Source organism: Coprococcus sp. TM115-187 (assembly GCF_027679115.1).
Lineage (GTDB): Bacteria > Bacillota > Clostridia > Lachnospirales > Lachnospiraceae > Allocoprococcus > Allocoprococcus comes.
In genome coordinates, this window is record NZ_JAQEKS010000004.1 from 1 (window position 1) to 18,358 (window position 18,358).

17 protein-coding genes are annotated in these 18,358 nt (G+C 42.1%); 16 read left to right on the forward strand and 1 reads right to left on the reverse strand.

Going from position 1 to position 18,358, the window contains the following annotated elements; genetic code table 11:
• The first annotated feature begins 304 nt into the window (after positions 1 to 304).
• The 7 genes from PGW42_RS04045 to PGW42_RS04075 all read left to right on the forward strand — a co-directional run bounded on the left by PGW42_RS04045 (position 305) and on the right by PGW42_RS04075 (position 9,404).
• Complete coding sequence (locus PGW42_RS04045) at positions 305 to 3,343, forward strand: glycoside hydrolase family 2 TIM barrel-domain containing protein (RefSeq protein WP_442872475.1); 3,039 nt, start codon at positions 305 to 307, stop codon at positions 3,341 to 3,343.
• Positions 3,336 to 4,208 carry a carbohydrate ABC transporter permease gene (locus tag PGW42_RS04050; protein ID WP_270202929.1) on the forward strand — a complete coding sequence of 291 codons (873 nt, stop codon included), beginning with the start codon at positions 3,336 to 3,338 and terminating at the stop codon, positions 4,206 to 4,208. Before PGW42_RS04045 ends, PGW42_RS04050 begins: the two co-directional genes overlap by 8 nt.
• Entirely contained in the window at positions 4,208 to 5,029 is an 822-nt protein-coding gene (locus tag PGW42_RS04055) for a carbohydrate ABC transporter permease (protein WP_270202928.1), read from the forward strand. The genes PGW42_RS04050 and PGW42_RS04055 overlap by 1 nt, the downstream gene beginning before the upstream one ends.
• Before the next feature lie 14 nt (positions 5,030 to 5,043).
• On the forward strand, positions 5,044 to 6,333 hold the full coding sequence (locus tag PGW42_RS04060; RefSeq protein WP_270202927.1) for an ABC transporter substrate-binding protein: 1,290 nt from the start codon (positions 5,044 to 5,046) through the stop codon (positions 6,331 to 6,333).
• Between the two features lie 78 nt (positions 6,334 to 6,411).
• Positions 6,412 to 7,287 carry a DMT family transporter gene (locus tag PGW42_RS04065; protein ID WP_270202926.1) on the forward strand — a complete coding sequence of 292 codons (876 nt, stop codon included), beginning with the start codon at positions 6,412 to 6,414 and terminating at the stop codon, positions 7,285 to 7,287.
• Between the two features lie 18 nt (positions 7,288 to 7,305).
• Complete coding sequence (locus tag PGW42_RS04070) at positions 7,306 to 8,298, forward strand: LacI family DNA-binding transcriptional regulator (RefSeq protein WP_173692417.1); 993 nt, start codon at positions 7,306 to 7,308, stop codon at positions 8,296 to 8,298.
• An 89-nt stretch (positions 8,299 to 8,387) separates the two neighbouring features.
• Positions 8,388 to 9,404 (forward strand): M20/M25/M40 family metallo-hydrolase, encoded by a 1,017-nt coding sequence (locus PGW42_RS04075; RefSeq protein WP_195250502.1) that lies wholly within the window; start codon positions 8,388 to 8,390, stop codon positions 9,402 to 9,404.
• Positions 9,405 to 9,484: 80 nt separating this feature from the next.
• Here the strand turns inward: PGW42_RS04075 and PGW42_RS04080 are convergent, their stop codons facing one another.
• Positions 9,485 to 10,618 carry a cell wall hydrolase gene (locus PGW42_RS04080; protein WP_270202925.1) on the reverse strand — a complete coding sequence of 378 codons (1,134 nt, stop codon included), beginning with the start codon at positions 10,616 to 10,618 and terminating at the stop codon, positions 9,485 to 9,487.
• A 146-nt stretch (positions 10,619 to 10,764) separates the two neighbouring features.
• Between PGW42_RS04080 and PGW42_RS04085 the strand changes: the two genes are divergently transcribed.
• The 9 genes from PGW42_RS04085 (at position 10,765) to PGW42_RS04125 (ending at position 18,192) form a co-directional block, all read left to right on the forward strand.
• A complete protein-coding gene (locus PGW42_RS04085; RefSeq protein WP_055249440.1) occupies positions 10,765 to 11,607 on the forward strand; it encodes a Cof-type HAD-IIB family hydrolase in 843 nt (280 codons plus the stop codon).
• A gap of 12 nt (positions 11,608 to 11,619) precedes the next feature.
• Positions 11,620 to 12,438 carry an undecaprenyl-diphosphate phosphatase gene (locus PGW42_RS04090; RefSeq protein ID WP_117823736.1) on the forward strand — a complete coding sequence of 273 codons (819 nt, stop codon included), beginning with the start codon at positions 11,620 to 11,622 and terminating at the stop codon, positions 12,436 to 12,438.
• A gap of 120 nt (positions 12,439 to 12,558) precedes the next feature.
• Positions 12,559 to 13,332, forward strand: a complete 774-nt coding sequence (locus tag PGW42_RS04095; RefSeq protein ID WP_270202924.1) for a basic amino acid ABC transporter substrate-binding protein — start codon at positions 12,559 to 12,561, stop codon at positions 13,330 to 13,332.
• 24 nt (positions 13,333 to 13,356) lie between these two features.
• On the forward strand, positions 13,357 to 14,046 hold the full coding sequence (locus tag PGW42_RS04100; protein WP_008372629.1) for an amino acid ABC transporter permease: 690 nt from the start codon (positions 13,357 to 13,359) through the stop codon (positions 14,044 to 14,046).
• Positions 14,036 to 14,779 (forward strand): amino acid ABC transporter ATP-binding protein, encoded by a 744-nt coding sequence (locus PGW42_RS04105; RefSeq protein WP_055249442.1) that lies wholly within the window; start codon positions 14,036 to 14,038, stop codon positions 14,777 to 14,779. Before PGW42_RS04100 ends, PGW42_RS04105 begins: the two co-directional genes overlap by 11 nt.
• Before the next feature lie 113 nt (positions 14,780 to 14,892).
• Positions 14,893 to 15,570: a phosphatase PAP2 family protein gene (locus PGW42_RS04110; RefSeq protein WP_270202923.1), complete on the forward strand. Its 678-nt coding sequence runs from the start codon at positions 14,893 to 14,895 to the stop codon at positions 15,568 to 15,570.
• Positions 15,560 to 16,594: a lysylphosphatidylglycerol synthase transmembrane domain-containing protein gene (locus PGW42_RS04115; RefSeq protein ID WP_055261693.1), complete on the forward strand. Its 1,035-nt coding sequence runs from the start codon at positions 15,560 to 15,562 to the stop codon at positions 16,592 to 16,594. The genes PGW42_RS04110 and PGW42_RS04115 overlap by 11 nt, the downstream gene beginning before the upstream one ends.
• A complete protein-coding gene (locus PGW42_RS04120) occupies positions 16,588 to 17,229 on the forward strand; it encodes a CDP-alcohol phosphatidyltransferase family protein (protein WP_270202922.1) in 642 nt (213 codons plus the stop codon). Before PGW42_RS04115 ends, PGW42_RS04120 begins: the two co-directional genes overlap by 7 nt.
• 96 nt (positions 17,230 to 17,325) lie before the next feature.
• Positions 17,326 to 18,192, forward strand: coding sequence for a phosphatidylserine decarboxylase (locus PGW42_RS04125; RefSeq protein WP_270202921.1), 867 nt, complete (start codon positions 17,326 to 17,328; stop codon positions 18,190 to 18,192).
• Positions 18,193 to 18,358: the final 166 nt, after the last annotated feature.

Genomic DNA, 18,358 nt, shown 5'->3' on the forward strand with positions numbered 1-18,358 from the left:
TATGGGAGCTAACTGCCAAGTTCTACTTTTGGATCAATGTGTTTTGCTCATCTCTATTTTTATATAAGTATAATTGACGATTAGCAAAAAATCAATATCATAAGTAAAAAAATAATATTTTACTAAATAAGTAAAAGCTGAATTGGCAAAAGTCACAAAGAATAAGGTTAAAAATGCACAAAAAAAATACAATAAAATTGCACATATTGACAAAAATGACATTGTGAAAAAGAAAACAGCGGTAAAATATTGACGTATTACTAGTAAAATGTTAACTTGTATATAGATACAAGATTTGGAGGAAATGAAATTGAAAAGAGAAAGGAAACAGTGGGAGAATGAGGAGGTTCTCCAGATAGGAAGAAGAGAAGCGCATACAGATTTTAAGCGGCACGATAATTTTTCTGAAAAGATCTCACTGAATGGGGAGTGGAAATTTCTTTTCTTAAAGGCACCGGAGTATTCGCCGGAACATTTTGAAGAAAAGAATTATGCTGATGAGAGCTGGGATGGAATAAAAGTACCGGGATGCTGGGAACTGAACGGATATGGAAAGCTTCACTATACAGATGTGTGGTATCTGTTCCCGATCAATCCACCGTTTGTACCATCAGAGAATCCGACAGGTATTTACAGAAGAACTTTTGAGGTGAAAGAAGGATGGAAAAACGAAAAGATCATTCTTCGTTTTGATGGGGTGAGCAGTGCTTATGATGTATGGATCAATGGAACACACGTTGGATACAGTAAAGTAAGCAGACTTGGAAGTGAATTTGATATCACGGATTACTGTGAGGCAGGGGAAAATCAGATTACCGTAAGAGTTTACCGCTGGTCGGATGGAACCTACCTGGAATGCCAGGATATGTGGTGGTATTCAGGTATTTTCAGAGATGTGACTGTTTACACAGAGCCAAAGAATGCTGTCAGTGATTATATTGTAGATGCGGATCTTGATAAGGCTTACGAAAATGGTATCCTGAAGCAGACGATTTGTGCAGATGCAGCTGCGGACAGAGCTGTCTGGAAGCTCTGGAAGGAATCCAAAGAGATTGCAGGCGGTGAGATCAGCCTGGAAAATGGCTGTGGGGAAGCCACAGACCTTGTTGGAAAAGTAGAGAGCTGGAATGCAGAAGAACCGAATCTGTACCGTGTTGAGGTTACACTTTATGAAGGTGAGCAGCCAGTTGATGTGATTGAAACTCAGACTGGTTTCCGAAAGATTGAAAATGATGGAAAGAATTTCAGGGTTAACGGAAAAGTGATTCTGTTAAACGGTGTGAATCTGCATGATTTCAGCCCAAAGGGCGGAGCAACGGTGGATCCGGCTGTAGTAGAACAGGATCTGATCCTGATGAAGCAGCATAACATCAATGCAATCCGTTGTTCACACTATCCAAAGGCATCGTACTTCTATGATCTGTGCGACCGATATGGTTTTTATGTGATCGATGAAGCGGATCTGGAGACACATGGATTTGAATGGATTGAAAAATATGAATGGCTGAATGAAGAAGAAAGCTGGAAAAATGCTTATTGTGACAGAAGCAGCCGTATGGTAAAGGAACACCGAAACCATCCATCCATCATTATGTGGTCACTTGGAAACGAATCATCGACGGGAGCAAACTTTGATGCATCGGCAGCAGGAATCCGGTCACTGGATAATACAAGACTGATCCACTATGAAGGAGATTTTGAAGCAGATATTACAGATGTATATTCAACAATGTACACACGTCTGGATGGTATGAAGCGTATTGCAGAAGGAAATGATGCACATGGAAAACCACATATCCTTTGTGAATACGGACACTCCATGGGAAATGGACCAGGAAACCTGGAAGAGTATCAGGAACTGTTCCGCAAATATCCAAGACTTCAGGGCGGATTTATCTGGGAATGGTACGATCACGGAATTGAAGAAAAGGATGCAAATGAAAATACCGTTTATTATTACGGTGGAGATTACGGGGATGCACCGAACAACTCTAATTTCTGTATGGATGGTCTGTTAAGACCGGACAGAGTACCGTCGACCGGGCTGGAGACTTATAAACAGATCATTGCTCCGGTTAAATTTACACTGGAAGATGCCGAAAGTGGAGAACTGAAGATAGAGAGCCGTTACCAGTTCCGTACAATGGAGCATACAGCACTTATCTGGAAAGTTGTACATGACGAAGAAATTATATGTGAAGGAAAGGTAGAGGAGCTTGAGATTGAACCGGAAAAGGCGGGAAAGATCATACTTCCATATAAAGTAGAAGAAATCCTTCCTGAGACAGATTATTATCTGAACCTGTCACTGGTATATAAAGAAGCAAACCAGTACGCTGAGGCCGGAATGGAAATCGCACATGCACAGTTTAAGCTTCCGTATCATAAGAGCGGAAAAGCAGAGCAGGAAAGAGTGACAGGTACAGCACTGGAAGTAATCAAAGATGCGACCAGAGTAACCGTACAAAATGATAAGATTGAACTGGTATTTGATCAGGTGCGCGGAAAACTGCTGACCATGAAGAAAGAAGGTAAACTCTGGATTACAGAGGGACCGTCGATGAATCTTCAGAGAGCAACGATTGACAATGATATGTACAAGATTGTTGACTGGAGAGAAAAATATTTCTTATACAGACAGCAGGAGCAGTGTGAAGGCTTCCGGGTACAGCAGCAGAATGACAATGTAAAGGTAGAAATACACACACATTTTTCACTGCTGAGCCAGGCGTTTGGTTTTAAAGGAATTTACACTTATGTGATCTGTCCGGATGGAGAAGTTGGTCTTAATATTAAGATGAATGGGTTCAAATATAGTAAATTTGTTCCGGAATTTATTCCAAGAATCGGAATTGAATTTAAGATGCCAGGGGAAATGCGAAATGTTGCATGGTATGGACTTGGACCGGAAGAAAACTATCCGGATATGAAGTCGGCCGCATTTATCGGTATATATCATAAGAAGCTGGAAGAAATGCATGTAGAATATGCAATGCCGCAGGAGAATGGTCACAGAGGAGAAGTGAGATGGCTTGCCGTCGGAAACGAAAAAGAGAGTATGCTTGTGAAAGCAGAAACTCCGGTTGGAATTGATGTGCATGACTATACGATCGAGGCTCTGGACAAAGCAAAGCATATCGGTGAGATTGAAAAATGTGATGAAACCGTAGTGCATATTGATGCAAAACATTCAGGTGTAGGATCAAATTCCTGTGGAGAAGAACAGTTATACGCAAATAAAACCCGTATTAATGACTACGAGATGAAATTGTGGATAAGCTGCACAGAAAATGGCAGATTAACAGAGGAAAGTAAGAAAGTCAGGGGAATGGAAAATGAATAAAAAGTCTTTCATAAATCAGAAAAATATAGCATATATTCTGATCGCGCCGATCGTTGTAATCTTTCTGATTTTTATGGTATATCCGATTTTAAGATCATTGTATCTGAGCTTTTTTGAGCTGGTTTCAGGATCTTATGAATTTGTCGGATTGAAAAACTATGCAGCGTTGTTTAAAGATGAAATATTTTACAAGAGTTTGTTCAACACCTGTATTTATCTGATCGTTCAGGTTCCGGTCATGATCGGTGGAGCACTTTTGATTGCAGTTGCGATTGAACAGAAGTTTATCAAGGGAAAAGCATTCTTCAGAACAACAATCTTCCTTCCGTCGGTAACAGCCCTTGTAGCATATGCTCTGGTATTCAAGGTATTGCTGAATGGCGATCATGGATTGATCAATTATGTGATCGAGTTCTTTGGCGGAAAAGGAATCAACTGGTTCTATGAAGAATGGCCGGCAAGATTTGCGATCATCATCTCAATCACATGGAGATGGCTTGGCTATAATATGATCATTTTACTTGCAGGTATTCAGTCTATTCCGAATGAACTGATGGAAGCAGCTGATATTGATGGAGCAACCTTCTGGGATAAGCTGTTTTATATTACGATCCCGATGGTTAAACAGATCATCCTGTTCTGTACGATCACATCAACAATCGGTACACTGCAGCTGTTTGATGAACCGTTTATCTTAACAGAAGGTGGTCCGAACTATGCAACGATCACAATGGGACAGTACCTCTATAACAATGGTTTCCGATATCTGAAATTTGGATATGCATCAGCAATCGGATACGTTATGACGGTTATTATCGCTTTATTGTCAGTCTTCCAGTTTAAAGCAACAAAGGAGAAAGAATAATGAAAAAAGTAGGTAGAATTTTTGGCTATATTGTATTGGCAATCGGTGCATTCTTATCATTATTTCCTTTCTATTTTATGTTTGTATCAGGAACGAATACGAATGCACAGATCCTTTCGGTTCCTCCGAAGCTTACGATCGGAACAGAGCTTGTAAAGAACTTCGCTATCTTAAGCGGAAAGATCGATCTGCTTCAGAGTACCTGGAATACACTGTTTATTTCAGTGGTTTATACAGTGCTTGCACTGCTTCTCTTCTCAGCAGCAGGTTATGCACTTGCAAAATTTGAATTCAAAGGGAAAAAGATTATTTATGGATTCGTAATGGGATCTATGATGATTCCGTCACTGGTTATGTATGTTCCATTATTTGAAATGATGATCAAGCTGAATCTGACAGACAGCTACTGGGCTGTGATCTTACCATTGCTTGCCAATGCTTTCGGTATCTTCCTGATGCGTCAGAATATGCTTGCATTCCCGACTGCACTGATGGAAGCAGGAAGAATCGATGGAGTAGGAGAAATCGGAATCTTCTTCAAAATCGTTTTGCCGAACATCAAACCAGCTCTCGGAGCACTTGTAATCTATATGTTTACAAGTATGTGGAACAACTTTATGTGGCCACTCATCATTTTAGGAAGTGAAGACAAATACACACTTCCAATCGCTCTTGCTATGCTGGATGGAAATCCGACAAACAAGAACTATGCAGTAATTTTGCTGGCAACAGCCGTAGCTACGTTACCGATTCTGATTATCTTCCTGATTTTCCAGAAACAGTTCGTAGCGGGAGTTATGGGTGGAGCAGTAAAAGAATAAAGGAGGAAAAGATTATGAGAAGAAGAATGAACAAGGTGATGGCAGCAATGCTGATCGGTGCAATGACAGCATCGCTTGCACTGACCGGATGTGGCGGAAAGAAATCCGCATCCAAAGATGGAAAAAAAGAGCTGACAGTATGGGCATGGGATGTGGCTCTGAAGCAGCTGGAAGAAGCAGCTGAAGAATATCAGAAGGATCATCCGGATGTAACTTTCAAATTTGAAGAAATGGGAACAGACCAGATTTATAAAAAACTCTCTACTTCCCTTGCTACAGGAAATGGTATCGCAGATATCATCGCAATCGAAGGTGATGTTCTGGTAGGATATGCAGATAAATTCCCGGAAGGATTTTTGGATGTTTCTGACGCAATCAATACAGACGATTTCCTTGCATCAAAAATCGGGGAAGTAAGCTACAAAGATAAAATCCATGCATTTCCGTGGGATGCAGGCCCGGCAGCAATGTTCTATAGAACAGATTACTTTGAGCAGGCAGGTGTAAATCCAGAAGATATCCAGACATGGGATGACCTGATCGAAGCAGGAAAGAAGATTGAAGCAAGCTGTAAAACACCGAGTGGTGATCCGGTTAAAATGATACCGGTTGACCCGAAGAAGAGCTCTTTATATTCTATGATCCGCGGAGAATTCGGAATCGGTGTATTTGATGAAGACGGAAATCCGATTGTAGATGACGAACGTTCTATTAAAGCAATGGAAGAGGCAAAGAAGATCTATGATTCAGGTGTAGTTCTTAATTACAATGGCTGGGATGAATATGAGCAGACAGTTGTAAATGAATCTGTTGCAGCTATTCCGGAAGCAGTATGGATGATCGGTACAATCAAGGATAAAGGACCGGATACAGCAGGAAAATGGAGTGTTATGGATCTTCCTAAGGTTGAAGGCGGAGAATACAGCGTAAGCAACGGTGGATCTGATCTTACAATCAATGCAAAAACAGACTATCCGGATGAAGCAAAAGATTTTGTGAAATTCGCAATGACTGATACTAAATTGCAGGCAAGCGGATTTGAAAAATATGGCTTGTACCCATCATACATTCCAAGTTATGAAGAAGAAATTTTCCAGAAAGGAGATACCTTCTTCGGAGATACAAATATTTATGAAATCTTCATTGAAAACGGTAAAAATGTAGCAGAGATTCCGATTTCTCCAAACGCACAGGAAGCTGGCGATTCTATCGGAGCAGCAGTATCCAAGATTTTCTTAAACGGTGCAGATGTAAAATCAACAATGAAAGATCTTGAAGATGAATTGACAACAAAATTTAAATAAGAGATTTGAAAAAGAAAGGGGCAAAAATGCCCCTTTCTTAAGTGATATATGGTATACTCATGAAAGTAGGTAAAATAAATGAAAGATTCAACGAAAAAGTATCTGGGGATTTTAGGTCTTTTGACTGTTACGATCATCTGGGGAGGCGGATTTGTAGCCAGTGATATTGCACTTGCAACACTGACACCATTTCAGATTATGTTCATTCGGTTTTTTATTGCAGCAGTGATCATGACAGTATTGGGGAAAGACAGTATAAAATCGGTTACCAGAGAGGAGATTAAATGCGGAGCCATGTTGGGTTCGGCGTTGTTTGGGGGATTTGCGCTTCAGATCATCGCACTCCAGTACACAACACCATCAAAGAATGCATTTTTGACGGCAACAAATGTTGTAATTGTTCCATTTATTGCATTGGTGATATATAAAAAGAAAATCCCGGTAAAAAGTCTTGTAGGTGCAGGAATGGCAATTGTTGGTGCGGCAGTTTTGTCTTTGCAAAGTGATTTCTCTATGGGGATAGGAGATCTTATGACACTTGCATGTGCCGTGTGTTTTGCGTTGCAGATTTTTCTGACAGGAGAGTTTGTCGGAAAGATCAGACCGACTGTACTTAATTTTCTGCAAATGACTACCGCATTTGTACTTTCGGGAGTCGGACTGATTGTGACCGGTAGTTTTCGCTTTAAACCAAGCATGGAAAGTCTGTTGGCAGTTCTGTACCTGGGTATAGTAAGTACAACCATCACCTATTTACTGCAGACTGTTTCTCAGAAATATGTAGACGAAACAAAATCAGCGATCATATTATCCATGGAAGCAGTATTTGGAACGATCTTTTCTGTTATTTTGCTGCACGAAACAGTAACTGTCCGGATGATAACCGGTTCGGTTCTGATATTGGCAGCAGTTCTGGTATCTGAAGTATCTTTTTCAAAAAAAACAAATAAATAATATAAGGTGGAATAGAGTATGGCAACAATCAAAGATATTGCCGCAAGAGCTGGGGTATCAATTGCAACGGTTTCTCGTGTGCTGAACCATGATGAGACACTGAATGCGCAGGAAGAAACAAAGCAGAGAATCATGGAAATTGCGGAAGAACTTGAGTATGAAGTGCGTGTGCAGAAAAAGAGAAAGAAAAAACTGAAAATAGGAGTGTTCTGTTCTTATTCTCCTAAAGAGGAGCTGGAAGACCCTTACTATCTTTGTATCAGACTTGCAATCGAAAAAAAACTGGAAGAAGAAGGGTATCGTAAGCAATCTGTTACATTGAATGATACAGCTGATTCCGTGGGCAGTGTAGACGGAATCGTGTGCCTTGGAACCTTCAGCAAGTCACATATCGAGATTGTTTCCGGCTGGGATAAACCGACTGTATTCATCGATGCCAATCCGAATCCGCTACAATTCGATTCCATTGTTGTGGATTTTAAAAATGCGGTAAACAGCATTGTGGATTATTTTGTAGAAAACGGCCATACAAAAATAGGACTTATTGGTGCGCTGGATTGTGATCAGGATGGAGAAGAATTGCAGGATCTCAGAAAAGATTATTTCCAGAAGGCGTTGGAAAAGAGAAATCTATATCATAGCGAATATGTTAAAATCGGAAGCTATCATGCGAAAGACGGTTATACGTTATTGAAACAATTATATGATGAGAAGCATTTGCCGACAGCTTTGTTTGTTGCAAATGATTCTATGGCTGCAGGTGCTTATAAAGCAGCATATGAACTTGGCTTATCCATTCCGGATGATATCAGTATCATCGGATTTAATGATATACCGAATGCAAAATATATGATACCGCCACTTACAACAGTCAGACTGTATATGGAATTTATGGGGGAATATGCGGTTCAGTTGTTGGAAGAGAGGATCACACAGGGGCGGGATATCTGTGTAAACGTAGTAGTACCGACAAAATTATATGTGCGGGATAGTGTGCGGAATATATTTTAGGTTATAAAAGGCAAGGAAAATAGTATATTAGCCTTGCGAAATAAAAGGAGAAATTTCGCTAAGAAAATAGCAGAAAGAAGATGAAAAGTATGAATGAAAAGTTTTTAAACAATCTTCTTACCAGTATTTCGGTATCCGGATTTGAAGAACCGGTGCAGGATATTGTAGAAGAAGAAATGAAGGAATGTGCAGATAAGATCTACAGGGATGAAATGCAGAATCTGACCTGTGTACTGAATCCGGAAAGTGATGCACGTATCATGCTTTCCGCTCATGCAGACGAGATCGGCCTTATGATCTCAAATATCCGGGAAGACGGAAGATTGCAGGTAATTGACAGGGGCGGCATTGTTCCGGCAACCTATCCGGGACGTCAGGTGCGGATCAAGACGAAACATGGCGAAGTCTACGGTGTTGTAGAAGCCTATCGCGGATTATTCAAAGAAGAGAACCTTGGAACAAAGCATTTTTTGATCGACATTGGGGCAAAAGACAGAGAAGATGCATTGAAATATGTCAGCCTCGGAGATCCTATTGTACCGGATACACAGATCCGTAAAATGGCAAACGACAAATTTACAGCGCGAGCCCTTGATGACAGAATCGGTGTTTTCATCATTATGGAAGCAATGAAAAGAGCAAAAGAGCTGGGCTGCAAAGCGGGAGTTTACGGAGCTTCAACAACAGGTGAAGAAACGACAAAAACAGGAGCTTACTGGACAAGTTCACGGATCAAACCTACCATGGCCATTGTGGTAGATGTAACTTATACAAGTGACTGCAGTGGAATGAATCCGGCGGAATCAGGAACCGTTGTTTTAGGTGGCGGACCGGTTTTATGCAACAGTCCGATCGTTGTGAAAGCATTTAATGATGAAATGGAAAAATGTGCAAAAGAATCAGGAATTCCGGTTCAGAGAGAAGCTGCAAGCAGGCTTAGTTATACCGATGGGGATAAGATTCATTTTTCTAATCAGGGAGTACCGATGGTACTGGTATCTATCCCGCTACGTTATATGCATATGCCTGCAGAGGTTGCAGATGAAAAAGATGTAGAAGGCTGCATTGAACTGATTGCACAGTTCCTTGCAAAATATAACGGATAAAAGATAAAAGAAAAGATACGATATTACTTCAACAAATAGAAGCGAATATCGTATCTTTTTATTTGGTCTTATCGCAATGCTTAGAAAAATACATTTCCCCCAACGTTGATCCCGGACATTCCGGTACTTGCGCTTCGGAACTGGTAACATCCGCTTACGGATGCAAGCCGTGCTCCGCCGAGTGCTTCCTGAGCGACCTGATAGCATAAGGATACAGGTCCGCGTTGCAAGACGCGGCTTAAGCTTCCGTTCCAGGTTGGAGCAAACTGGCCGCTCTGGTAGACGACACCGCTGATCGTATTCGGATACAGCGGACTTTCTACACGGTTCATGATGACTGTAGCAACGGCAAGAATACCGTCATAATTGTAACCGCCAGCTTCACACTGCAGAATTGCAGCAAAGAGAACCAAATCTGTGGTCTCGGCAGGAGTATCCGGAACTGTAATCGTCGTATTGCCGCCGGAACTACCAGAATCCGTGTTCCCGGAGCTGCTTGAAGTATTATTGGCAGCAGTCTGTGCAGCTTCTGCCTGTCGTTGTTGTTCTGCAGCTTCTTCTTCCTGTTTTTTCTTAAGTGCGGCAGCAGCGGCTGCCTGTGCTTCTTTTGCTTTTGTCAGTGCTTCGGATGAAGCCTGAAGTTCACCGGAAGTAGAGGAAATCTTATCATTCAGTTCCTGTTCCTGTTGGTCGAGATTTGTTTTCATCTCTGCCAGAGAAGCCTGCTCTGCTTTCAGATCAGAGTCCTTTTTAGCGACAAGCTCGTGAACCTTCTGTAATTCATCCAGCATATTTCTGTCGTATTCTGTAATGTTCTTGACAAATTCTGCTTTGTTTAAGAAATCTCCCATGCTTTCAGAAGAAAAGATGATCTGCAAGAGTGACGTATTTCCTGTTTCGTACATATATTTGATTCTTTTCTTCATAGCATCATACTGTAACTGCTCGTCCAGTTTTGCGGCGGCAAGATCCAGTTCTGCTTTCTGTACGGAAGCATCCGTATCCTCAATTTTTGATGCAAGATCTGTGATCTCAGCGCTGAGACTTGTGAGGTCCTGATTCAGAGAGTCAAGCTGGTTCTGAAGACCGTTTGTCTGCTTTTCGAGAGAGTCTACAGTGTCATCGGCGTAAGCTTTTGTAAACGGGGAACAGACCAGGGCAGCGGTAAGGAGTGCGATGGTTGTCCTTGAAAATGCTTTTAACCTTTTCTTCATAATTCTTCCTTTCTTCAAAATTGAGCCTTTATCAGTATACTACAAAATGCCTGAATCCGCAAATTTTGTTATACATGCACGGGGAATCGTGTTATACTAGGATTTGAAATGTATTTTTAGCTTTGCCATAAATGAGGGAATTATTCATGAAAAAGATAAAAATGATAGGGCTTGATCTGGATGGTACTTTACTGAATGATAAGAAAGAACTGACCAGTCATACAAGAGAAATACTTACACGTGCGATCGATCAGGGAGTAACAGTACTGGTTGCAACAGGACGTCCGGTGACAGGAATCCCGGAAGTGCTCCGGAATTTCCCGGGGATGCGGTACGCACTGACATCGAACGGCGGAAGGATCCTGGATTTACAGGAAGACAAAGTACTTTATGCCAATATGCTCTCTTATGAGATGGGCGCGGCGATCCTTAAGATTTTTGGAGATTATGATACGTTCAAGGAGATTTATTTTGATGGAAGAGGTTTCGTGCAGGCAGATGAACTTCTGAAAGTCGGAGAGTATCTGCGGAATCCTGCGATGGCAGATTATATCCGAACCACCCGCAAAGGCATTACGAGTCTCTGGGAGAAGATGGAAGAGATGAATGGGCATGAGATGGATAAGATCCATGCACTTTTTAAGAATCAGGACGAACGGCTGGAAGCAAAGCAGCGGATCATGGAGCTTGGGGATTTAAGCATCAGTGATTCGATGGGAACGAACCTGGAGATCAATGCACCGGGAGTCAACAAAGGCATGGGACTGATCCAGCTCGGCAGGCTTCTTGGAATTGAACGGGAAGAGATCATGGCATGCGGGGATGGCAACAATGACCTGATGATGTTAAAAGAAGTCGGATTTGGTGTTGCGATGGCAAACGGAGCAGATGAAGTAAAAGAGGTGGCAGATTATATCACTTTGTCCAATGAGGAGGATGGCGTGGCGGCTGCCATTGAAAAATTTGTATTGAATCCCGAGAGGGGATAGAAAGAGGGAAAAATGTTAGATATTTTAATTGCTGTCATTCTGGGTATCGTGGAAGGTATCACAGAATGGCTTCCAATCAGTAGTACAGGGCATATGATCCTGGTAGAGCAGTTCTTACATATGAGTACAAGTCATGAATTCAACAGTATGTTCCGTGTTGTGATCCAGCTCGGTGCAATTATGGCGGTCGTTGTTCTGTATTTCAATAAGCTGAATCCGTTTTCAAAGAGAAAATCAGCGAAGCAGAAGAGAAATACAATCAACCTGTGGTGCAAAATCGTTGTGGCTTGTCTGCCGGCAGCTGTGATCGGGCTGTTATTTGATGATATCCTTGACAAGTATCTTTACAATTATGTAGTTGTTGCACTGATGCTGATCATTTATGGTATCTTCTTCATTCTGATCGAGAAAAAGAATGAACACACCAGACCGCAGGTTACAAAGCTGACAGAGCTTACCTATCAGATGGCACTGATCATCGGAGGCTTCCAGGTCCTGGCACTGATCCCGGGTACTTCACGTTCAGGAGCAACCATCCTTGGAGCACTGCTCATCGGAACTTCCCGCTATGTGGCAACAGAATTTACCTTCTACCTTGCAATCCCGGTTATGTTCGGAGCAAGTATCTTAAAGGTTATCAAATTCGGATTCCATTATACCGCGATCGAAGTAGTCATTCTGCTTGTAGGATGCCTGGTAGCGTTCTTCGTATCCGTATTTGCGATCAAGTTTTTGATGGGATATATCAAGAAGCATGACTTTAAGGCATTCGGTTATTACCGTATCGTACTTGGAGTTCTGGTACTTCTTTATTTCCTGATCTTCGGCTAAAAGAGAATAATCACGAAAAAAAGTGGGAATTTATGCAAAAAAATGTATAAAAACCCACTTTGTTTTTTCTTTATAACATGATAGAATAGGGGAAATGGATAAAATTTGGAGGTTGGTATTATGAAAATGAAAAAAGCAATCAGTGTTGTACTTGCATGTGCATGTGTATTCAGTTTTGCAGCTTGTGGATCAAAGAGTGATTCATCAAAGAGTGACTCTGCAAAATCAGACAAGAAAGAAAAGCTTGTTATGGCTACAAACGCAGAATTCCCACCATTTGAATACTATGACGGAGATGAAGTTGTCGGAATCGATGCAGAATTCGCAGCAGCGATCGCTGACAAACTTGGAATGGATCTGAAGATCGAAGATATGGCATTTGATTCTATTATCCCGGCCGTTCAGAGCGGGAAAGCAGATATCGGAGCAGCAGGTATGACTGTAACAGAAGACCGTGCTACACAGGTTGATTTCTCTGACAGCTATTACACAGGAGTTCAGGTTATCATTGTAACAGATGATAGTGATATTACAGAACCGGATGATCTGAAAGGAAAGAAGATTGGTGTTCAGCAGGGAACAACAGGGGATATTTATTCTACAGATGATTTCGGTGATGATAATGTAGAGCGTTTCAACAAAGGTATGGAAGCTGTACAGGCTCTGCAGCAGGGCAAGATTGATGCAGTGATCATTGATAACCAGCCGGCTAAGACATTCGTAGAAGAAAATGAAGGTCTGAAGATCCTGGAGACTTCTTATGTAGAAGAAGACTATGCACTGGCAATCAAAAAAGGTAATGATGATCTGGTTAAGAAAGTCAATGATGCGATCAAAGAGTTAAAAGAAGATGGAACATTTGATAAAATCGTTGCAAAATATATTACAGACTAATCGGGTACAGACTGGTGGTGTCTTATGAGTGATTTTAAAGCAAGATTTATAATGAATTTTATAAAAGATGACAGATGGCACTACATTGCAGACGGACTTAAGGTTACATTAATTGTAACCTTTTGTGCTGTCCTGATCGGTGTAGTTCTCGGATTCCTTCTGGCAATTGTCCGTTCCACATACGATAAGACCGGCAAGCTGAAGCTCCTGAATCTGATCTGCCAGATTTACATCACGGTCATCCGTGGTACACCGGTTGTTGTACAGCTGCTTATCATTTACTTTGTAATTTTTGCAAGTGTGGATGTCAGTAAGACGATCGTAGCGATTCTGGCATTTGGTATGAACTCCAGTGCTTATGTTGCTGAGATTTTCCGTTCCGGTATTATGGCAGTTGATAACGGACAGTTTGAGGCAGGACGAAGCCTTGGATTTAATTATCGTCAGACAATGATCTATATTATCATGCCGCAGGCGTTTAAAAATGTCCTTCCGGCACTTGGAAACGAATTTATCGTTCTCTTAAAAGAGACTTCTGTTGCCGGATATATTGCCCTTCAGGATCTGACAAAGGGCGGAGATATCATCCGAAGCAGAACCTACGATGCGCTTATGCCACTGATGGCAGTTGCGATCATTTACCTGGTTATGGTTATGATCTTCAGTAAACTGGTAAGTATGCTGGAAAGGAGGTTAAGGAACAGTGACCACTAATGGAGATGTATTGATCCGTGTAGAAAATCTGCAGAAAGCATTTGGCGATTTTCATGCACTGAATGGAATTACAGAAGAGATCCACAAAGGAGAAGTTGTGGTAATCATCGGGCCGTCAGGATCCGGAAAATCTACATTCCTCCGTTCCCTGAACCTTCTGGAGGTGCCGACCGGAGGCCATATTTATTTTGAAGGTGTGGATATTACAGATGCAAAGGTAGATATCGACAAACATCGTCAGAAGATGGGAATGGTGTTCCAGCACTTTAATCTTTTCCCACATAAGACGATTCTTGAAAATATCACACTGGCTCCGATTAAGCTCCTGAAAAAGGATAAAGCAGAGGCAGAAAAAGAAGCAAGAGTACTTCTTAAGAGGGTTGGACTGGAAGAGAAGGCAGATTCTTATCCGTCACAGCTTTCCGGTGGACAGAAGCAGCGGATCGCGATCATTCGTTCTCTTGCAATGAGTCCGGATGTTATACTCTTTGATGAACCGACATCCGCACTGGATCCGGAGATGGTTGGAGAAGTACTGGAGCTGATGAAACAGCTTGCCCAGGAAGGTATGACCATGGTTGTTGTTACACATGAAATGGGATTTGCAAGAGAGGTTGCTGACCGTGTCATGTTTGTGGATGAAGGAAGAGTAAAAGAGCAGGGAACTCCGGAAGAGTTCTTTGCAAATCCTAAGGATGAGCGTTTAAAGGAATTCCTGTCAAAGGTTCTGTAAAAATAAAGAAATATAAAAGAAAAAAGTTCTGTTTTCTTAAGAGACAGAACTTTTTTCTTTAAGAATTGTGAAAGACTATTGCTATTTTTTTATTTATGTATAGTATAGATTGTATGAAGAAAATAAAAACTATAATTCCACTTATTATTACATTTTGTATGAATGCTGTGGTATACTGGGGAGTGCCGCTATTACGGACGGGAATCAAGACTCATAATCTTTCTGGTCCGGCGGATGAAGTGATTCCTTTTATGCCACAGTTTATTATTATTTATTTTGGCTGTTATCTTTTCTGGGTAGTGAACTATTTCATGGCATCGATGCGGGAGGAGAAAGTGAAATACCGGTTTTTTACTGCGGATTTTTATGCGCGGCTGGTATGTATGCTGTGCTTTATTTTTTATTCGACCACGAATACGAGACCGGTTCTGACAGGGACGGATATCTGGACGCAGGCAGTACGGTTTCTGTATACGGTTGATAAGCCGATCAACCTGTTTCCGTCCATTCACTGCATGGCAAGCTGGTTCAGCTATATTGCGGTCAGGAAGAATCGGAAGATTCCCAACTGGTATAAAGCTTTTTCAGTCCTGATGACGGTACTGGTTGTGATTTCGACACTGGCGCTTAGGCAGCATGTATGGCAGGATGCAGTAGCAGGAATTCTTCTTGCAGAAGTAACCTGGCAGATCAGCAGACGGACAAATGGATGGCAGATCTATCGGCGTCTGACAGAAAAAATAGCAAATAAACTTGGAAACTGGACAGGAATGAAGAGAGATGGAAAATAAAAAGAAGACGATCTTCAATGTCATATTTTTGCTGGTGGTATTTGCCGGTACAATGTATGGCGTATTTCATGGGGAAGATATTGGTGAGATTGTGAAGATCCTGGGGCAGGTCAATGTATTATGGCTGATTCCGGGAGTGATCTGTGTTGTGGTTTTTATCTGGGGAGAATCGATCATTATCTATTATATGATGCGGACACTGAAAATCCGGCTGAAAAAATGGACATGTTTTTTGTTTTCATCGGTTGGATTCTTCTTCAGCTGTATCACACCTTCGGCATCTGGAGGACAGCCGGCACAGATTTATTATATGAAAAAAGAAAAGATACCAATACCGGTTTCAACGCTGGTGCTGATGATCGTTACGATCACTTATAAACTGGTACTGGTGGTTGTCGGATTGTGGCTGGTACTGTTCGGACAGGGATTTATCCATAAGTATCTCTGGAGTATCCGGCATATCTTTTATCTGGGGACAGCTCTGAACGTTTTCTGCGTGACGGCGATGCTGGTGCTGGTGTTTCATCCGCGGCTTGCAAGAGAAATCCTGGTAAGAGGAATGGCACTGCTTGAAAAGCTGCACTTTCTACGCCATAAGGAAGCGCGTATTGAAAAGCTGAATGCATCAATGGACCAGTACCGGGATACAGCAGTTTTTCTGAAGGAGCACAAGCAGGTAATCGTGAATGTATTTGCAATCACCATGTTCCAGCGGTTTGCGCTGTTTACGGCTACATGGTTTGTATATAAGGCATTTGGACTTGGTGGTGCAAAAGCAGTCGCAGTCATTACACTGCAGGCGGTCATTGCGGTATCGGTAGATATGCTTCCTCTGCCGGGAGGTATGGGAATCAGTGAAAAATTATTTACCATGATTTTTATTCCGGTATTCGGAAAACGGCTTCTTTTGCCGGGAATGATCCTGAGCCGTGGGCTTGGGTATTATACAGAACTGGGGCTGAGCGCCCTGCTTACGATCGTAGCAAACTTTACAATTGGAAGAAAGAGGGAGATAGAATGTTAGGGGGTTATGATTATACGGTAGTACTTACATATGTCAGCTTGATGGTATCGGTCGGAGGAATGATGTTTGCAGTGAACGGGCATCTGCACCTGGGTGTCATGTGTCTTGCAATCTCCGGGCTTTGTGATATGTTCGATGGAAAGATCGCACGGACGAAAAAGAACCGGACAGAGGTGGAAAAGCGTTTTGGGATCCAGATTGATTCTTTAAGTGATATCGTCTGCTTCGGAGCTTCACCGGCTGTTCTTTGTTACTGCTTTGGAATGCGTGGAGTGATCGGTGTGGCAATCCTGATGTTCTATGTGCTTGCAGGTCTGATCCGCCTTGCATGGTTCAATGTAATGGAAGAACAGCGGCAGGAAGAAACCTCAGAGAAGAGAGAATGCTACCAGGGACTTCCGATCACTTCGATGGCGATCGCACTTCCGATCGTGGTTGTATTAAAACCATTTTTAGGTTGTGAATTTATGCTTGCGCTTCATGTGGTCATGCTGGTGGTCGGCATTTTGTTTATCACCAATTTCAAACTGAAAAAGCCGAAAAATGTGACCATGGGTGCGATTGTAGCTGTTGTGGCAATGGCAGTGATCGCTATTCTGGTCCGGCACTATATGCGTTATATGAGTATGATGTAATGAAACCAGGTTATGAGCAGGCAGCAAAATGAAGGGCTGAGATCTGCCTGACAGCTACATTATCAGGCATGGATAAGGCGGACAGGAGGTAGAAAAATGGATTACATGGACAGAGAAGGTCATCGGATAAAAAAGACAACCAGTCAGGATAAGTTTTTAAAATTTGTGTATACCCATACAGCAACCAGAGTACTGATGCGCCCGCTTCTTTTGCCGGCAGTATCCAGACTGGGAGGGAAGCTGTTGAATACAAAAGTGTCTGCTGTTTTTGCCGGACTATTTGCCAGAACCCACGGGATCGATCTGAACAAATATGAAAAACAGAAATTTGATTCCTATAATGATTTCTTTACCAGAAAAATAAAAGCTGAGGAACGCCCGGTTAACAGGGAAGATACGGTACTGATCAGTCCATGTGACGGGAAAGTGAGTGTCTATCCAATTCACGAAAACGGACGATTCTTCATTAAACATACACCATATACAATCCACAGCCTCATTCGCGATGCAAAGCTTGCCAGACATTATATGGGAGGCTGGGCGGTAGTGATCCGTCTTACAGTAGACGATTACCACAGATACTGCTACGTGGCGGATGGAGAAAAGACCTATCAGAGAAGGATTCCGGGAATTTTTCACACTGTAAATCCGATTGCAAATGATATCTGCCCAATCTACAAAATGAACAGCAGAGAATACTGTCTTGTAAAAAATGAAAAACTCGGCACCGTCCTGATGATGGAAGTCGGTGCACTGATGGTCGGAAAGATCCGAAATTATAAAAAAGAACGCTGTCAGGTAAAACGCGGCGAAGAAAAAGGAAGATTTGAATTCGGAGGTTCAACGGTTGTGCTGCTCCTGGAACCAGATAAAGTCTTGCCAGACAGTGATCTGATCCGGGACACGTTGCAGGGAGCAGAAACCATTGTGAAGATGGGAGAACGCATAGGGGGAGTTATATAGGCTTGCTGGTTCAAAAGGGACGCGCAGCTGAATGTTTCCATCTTGCCGGACAGGATTGAGGCATTAAGGGACTCTAAAATTTTGAAAAGATGCTAAAAACAGGGGAAGAAATCCACAAACTCGCTGTCGCTCAGACAGTGTGGATTTCTTCCCCTAACGCATCTTC

Bases quoted from the DNA above. Each gene is read 5' to 3' on its own strand.
- PGW42_RS04045 (WP_442872475.1), top strand. From the start codon at position 305: ATGAAATTGAAAAGAGAAAGGAAACAGTGGGAGAATGAGGAGGTTCTC.
- PGW42_RS04050 (WP_270202929.1), top strand. From the start codon at position 3,336: ATGAATAAAAAGTCTTTCATAAATCAGAAAAATATAGCATATATTCTG.
- PGW42_RS04055 (WP_270202928.1), top strand. From the start codon at position 4,208: ATGAAAAAAGTAGGTAGAATTTTTGGCTATATTGTATTGGCAATCGGT.
- PGW42_RS04060 (WP_270202927.1), top strand. From the start codon at position 5,044: ATGAGAAGAAGAATGAACAAGGTGATGGCAGCAATGCTGATCGGTGCA.
- PGW42_RS04065 (WP_270202926.1), top strand. From the start codon at position 6,412: ATGAAAGATTCAACGAAAAAGTATCTGGGGATTTTAGGTCTTTTGACT.
- PGW42_RS04070 (WP_173692417.1), top strand. From the start codon at position 7,306: ATGGCAACAATCAAAGATATTGCCGCAAGAGCTGGGGTATCAATTGCA.
- PGW42_RS04075 (WP_195250502.1), top strand. From the start codon at position 8,388: ATGAATGAAAAGTTTTTAAACAATCTTCTTACCAGTATTTCGGTATCC.
- PGW42_RS04080 (WP_270202925.1), bottom strand. From the start codon at position 10,618: ATGAAGAAAAGGTTAAAAGCATTTTCAAGGACAACCATCGCACTCCTT.
- PGW42_RS04085 (WP_055249440.1), top strand. From the start codon at position 10,765: ATGAAAAAGATAAAAATGATAGGGCTTGATCTGGATGGTACTTTACTG.
- PGW42_RS04090 (WP_117823736.1), top strand. From the start codon at position 11,620: ATGTTAGATATTTTAATTGCTGTCATTCTGGGTATCGTGGAAGGTATC.
- PGW42_RS04095 (WP_270202924.1), top strand. From the start codon at position 12,559: ATGAAAATGAAAAAAGCAATCAGTGTTGTACTTGCATGTGCATGTGTA.
- PGW42_RS04100 (WP_008372629.1), top strand. From the start codon at position 13,357: ATGAGTGATTTTAAAGCAAGATTTATAATGAATTTTATAAAAGATGAC.
- PGW42_RS04110 (WP_270202923.1), top strand. From the start codon at position 14,893: ATGAAGAAAATAAAAACTATAATTCCACTTATTATTACATTTTGTATG.
- PGW42_RS04115 (WP_055261693.1), top strand. From the start codon at position 15,560: ATGGAAAATAAAAAGAAGACGATCTTCAATGTCATATTTTTGCTGGTG.
- PGW42_RS04120 (WP_270202922.1), top strand. From the start codon at position 16,588: ATGTTAGGGGGTTATGATTATACGGTAGTACTTACATATGTCAGCTTG.
- PGW42_RS04125 (WP_270202921.1), top strand. From the start codon at position 17,326: ATGGATTACATGGACAGAGAAGGTCATCGGATAAAAAAGACAACCAGT.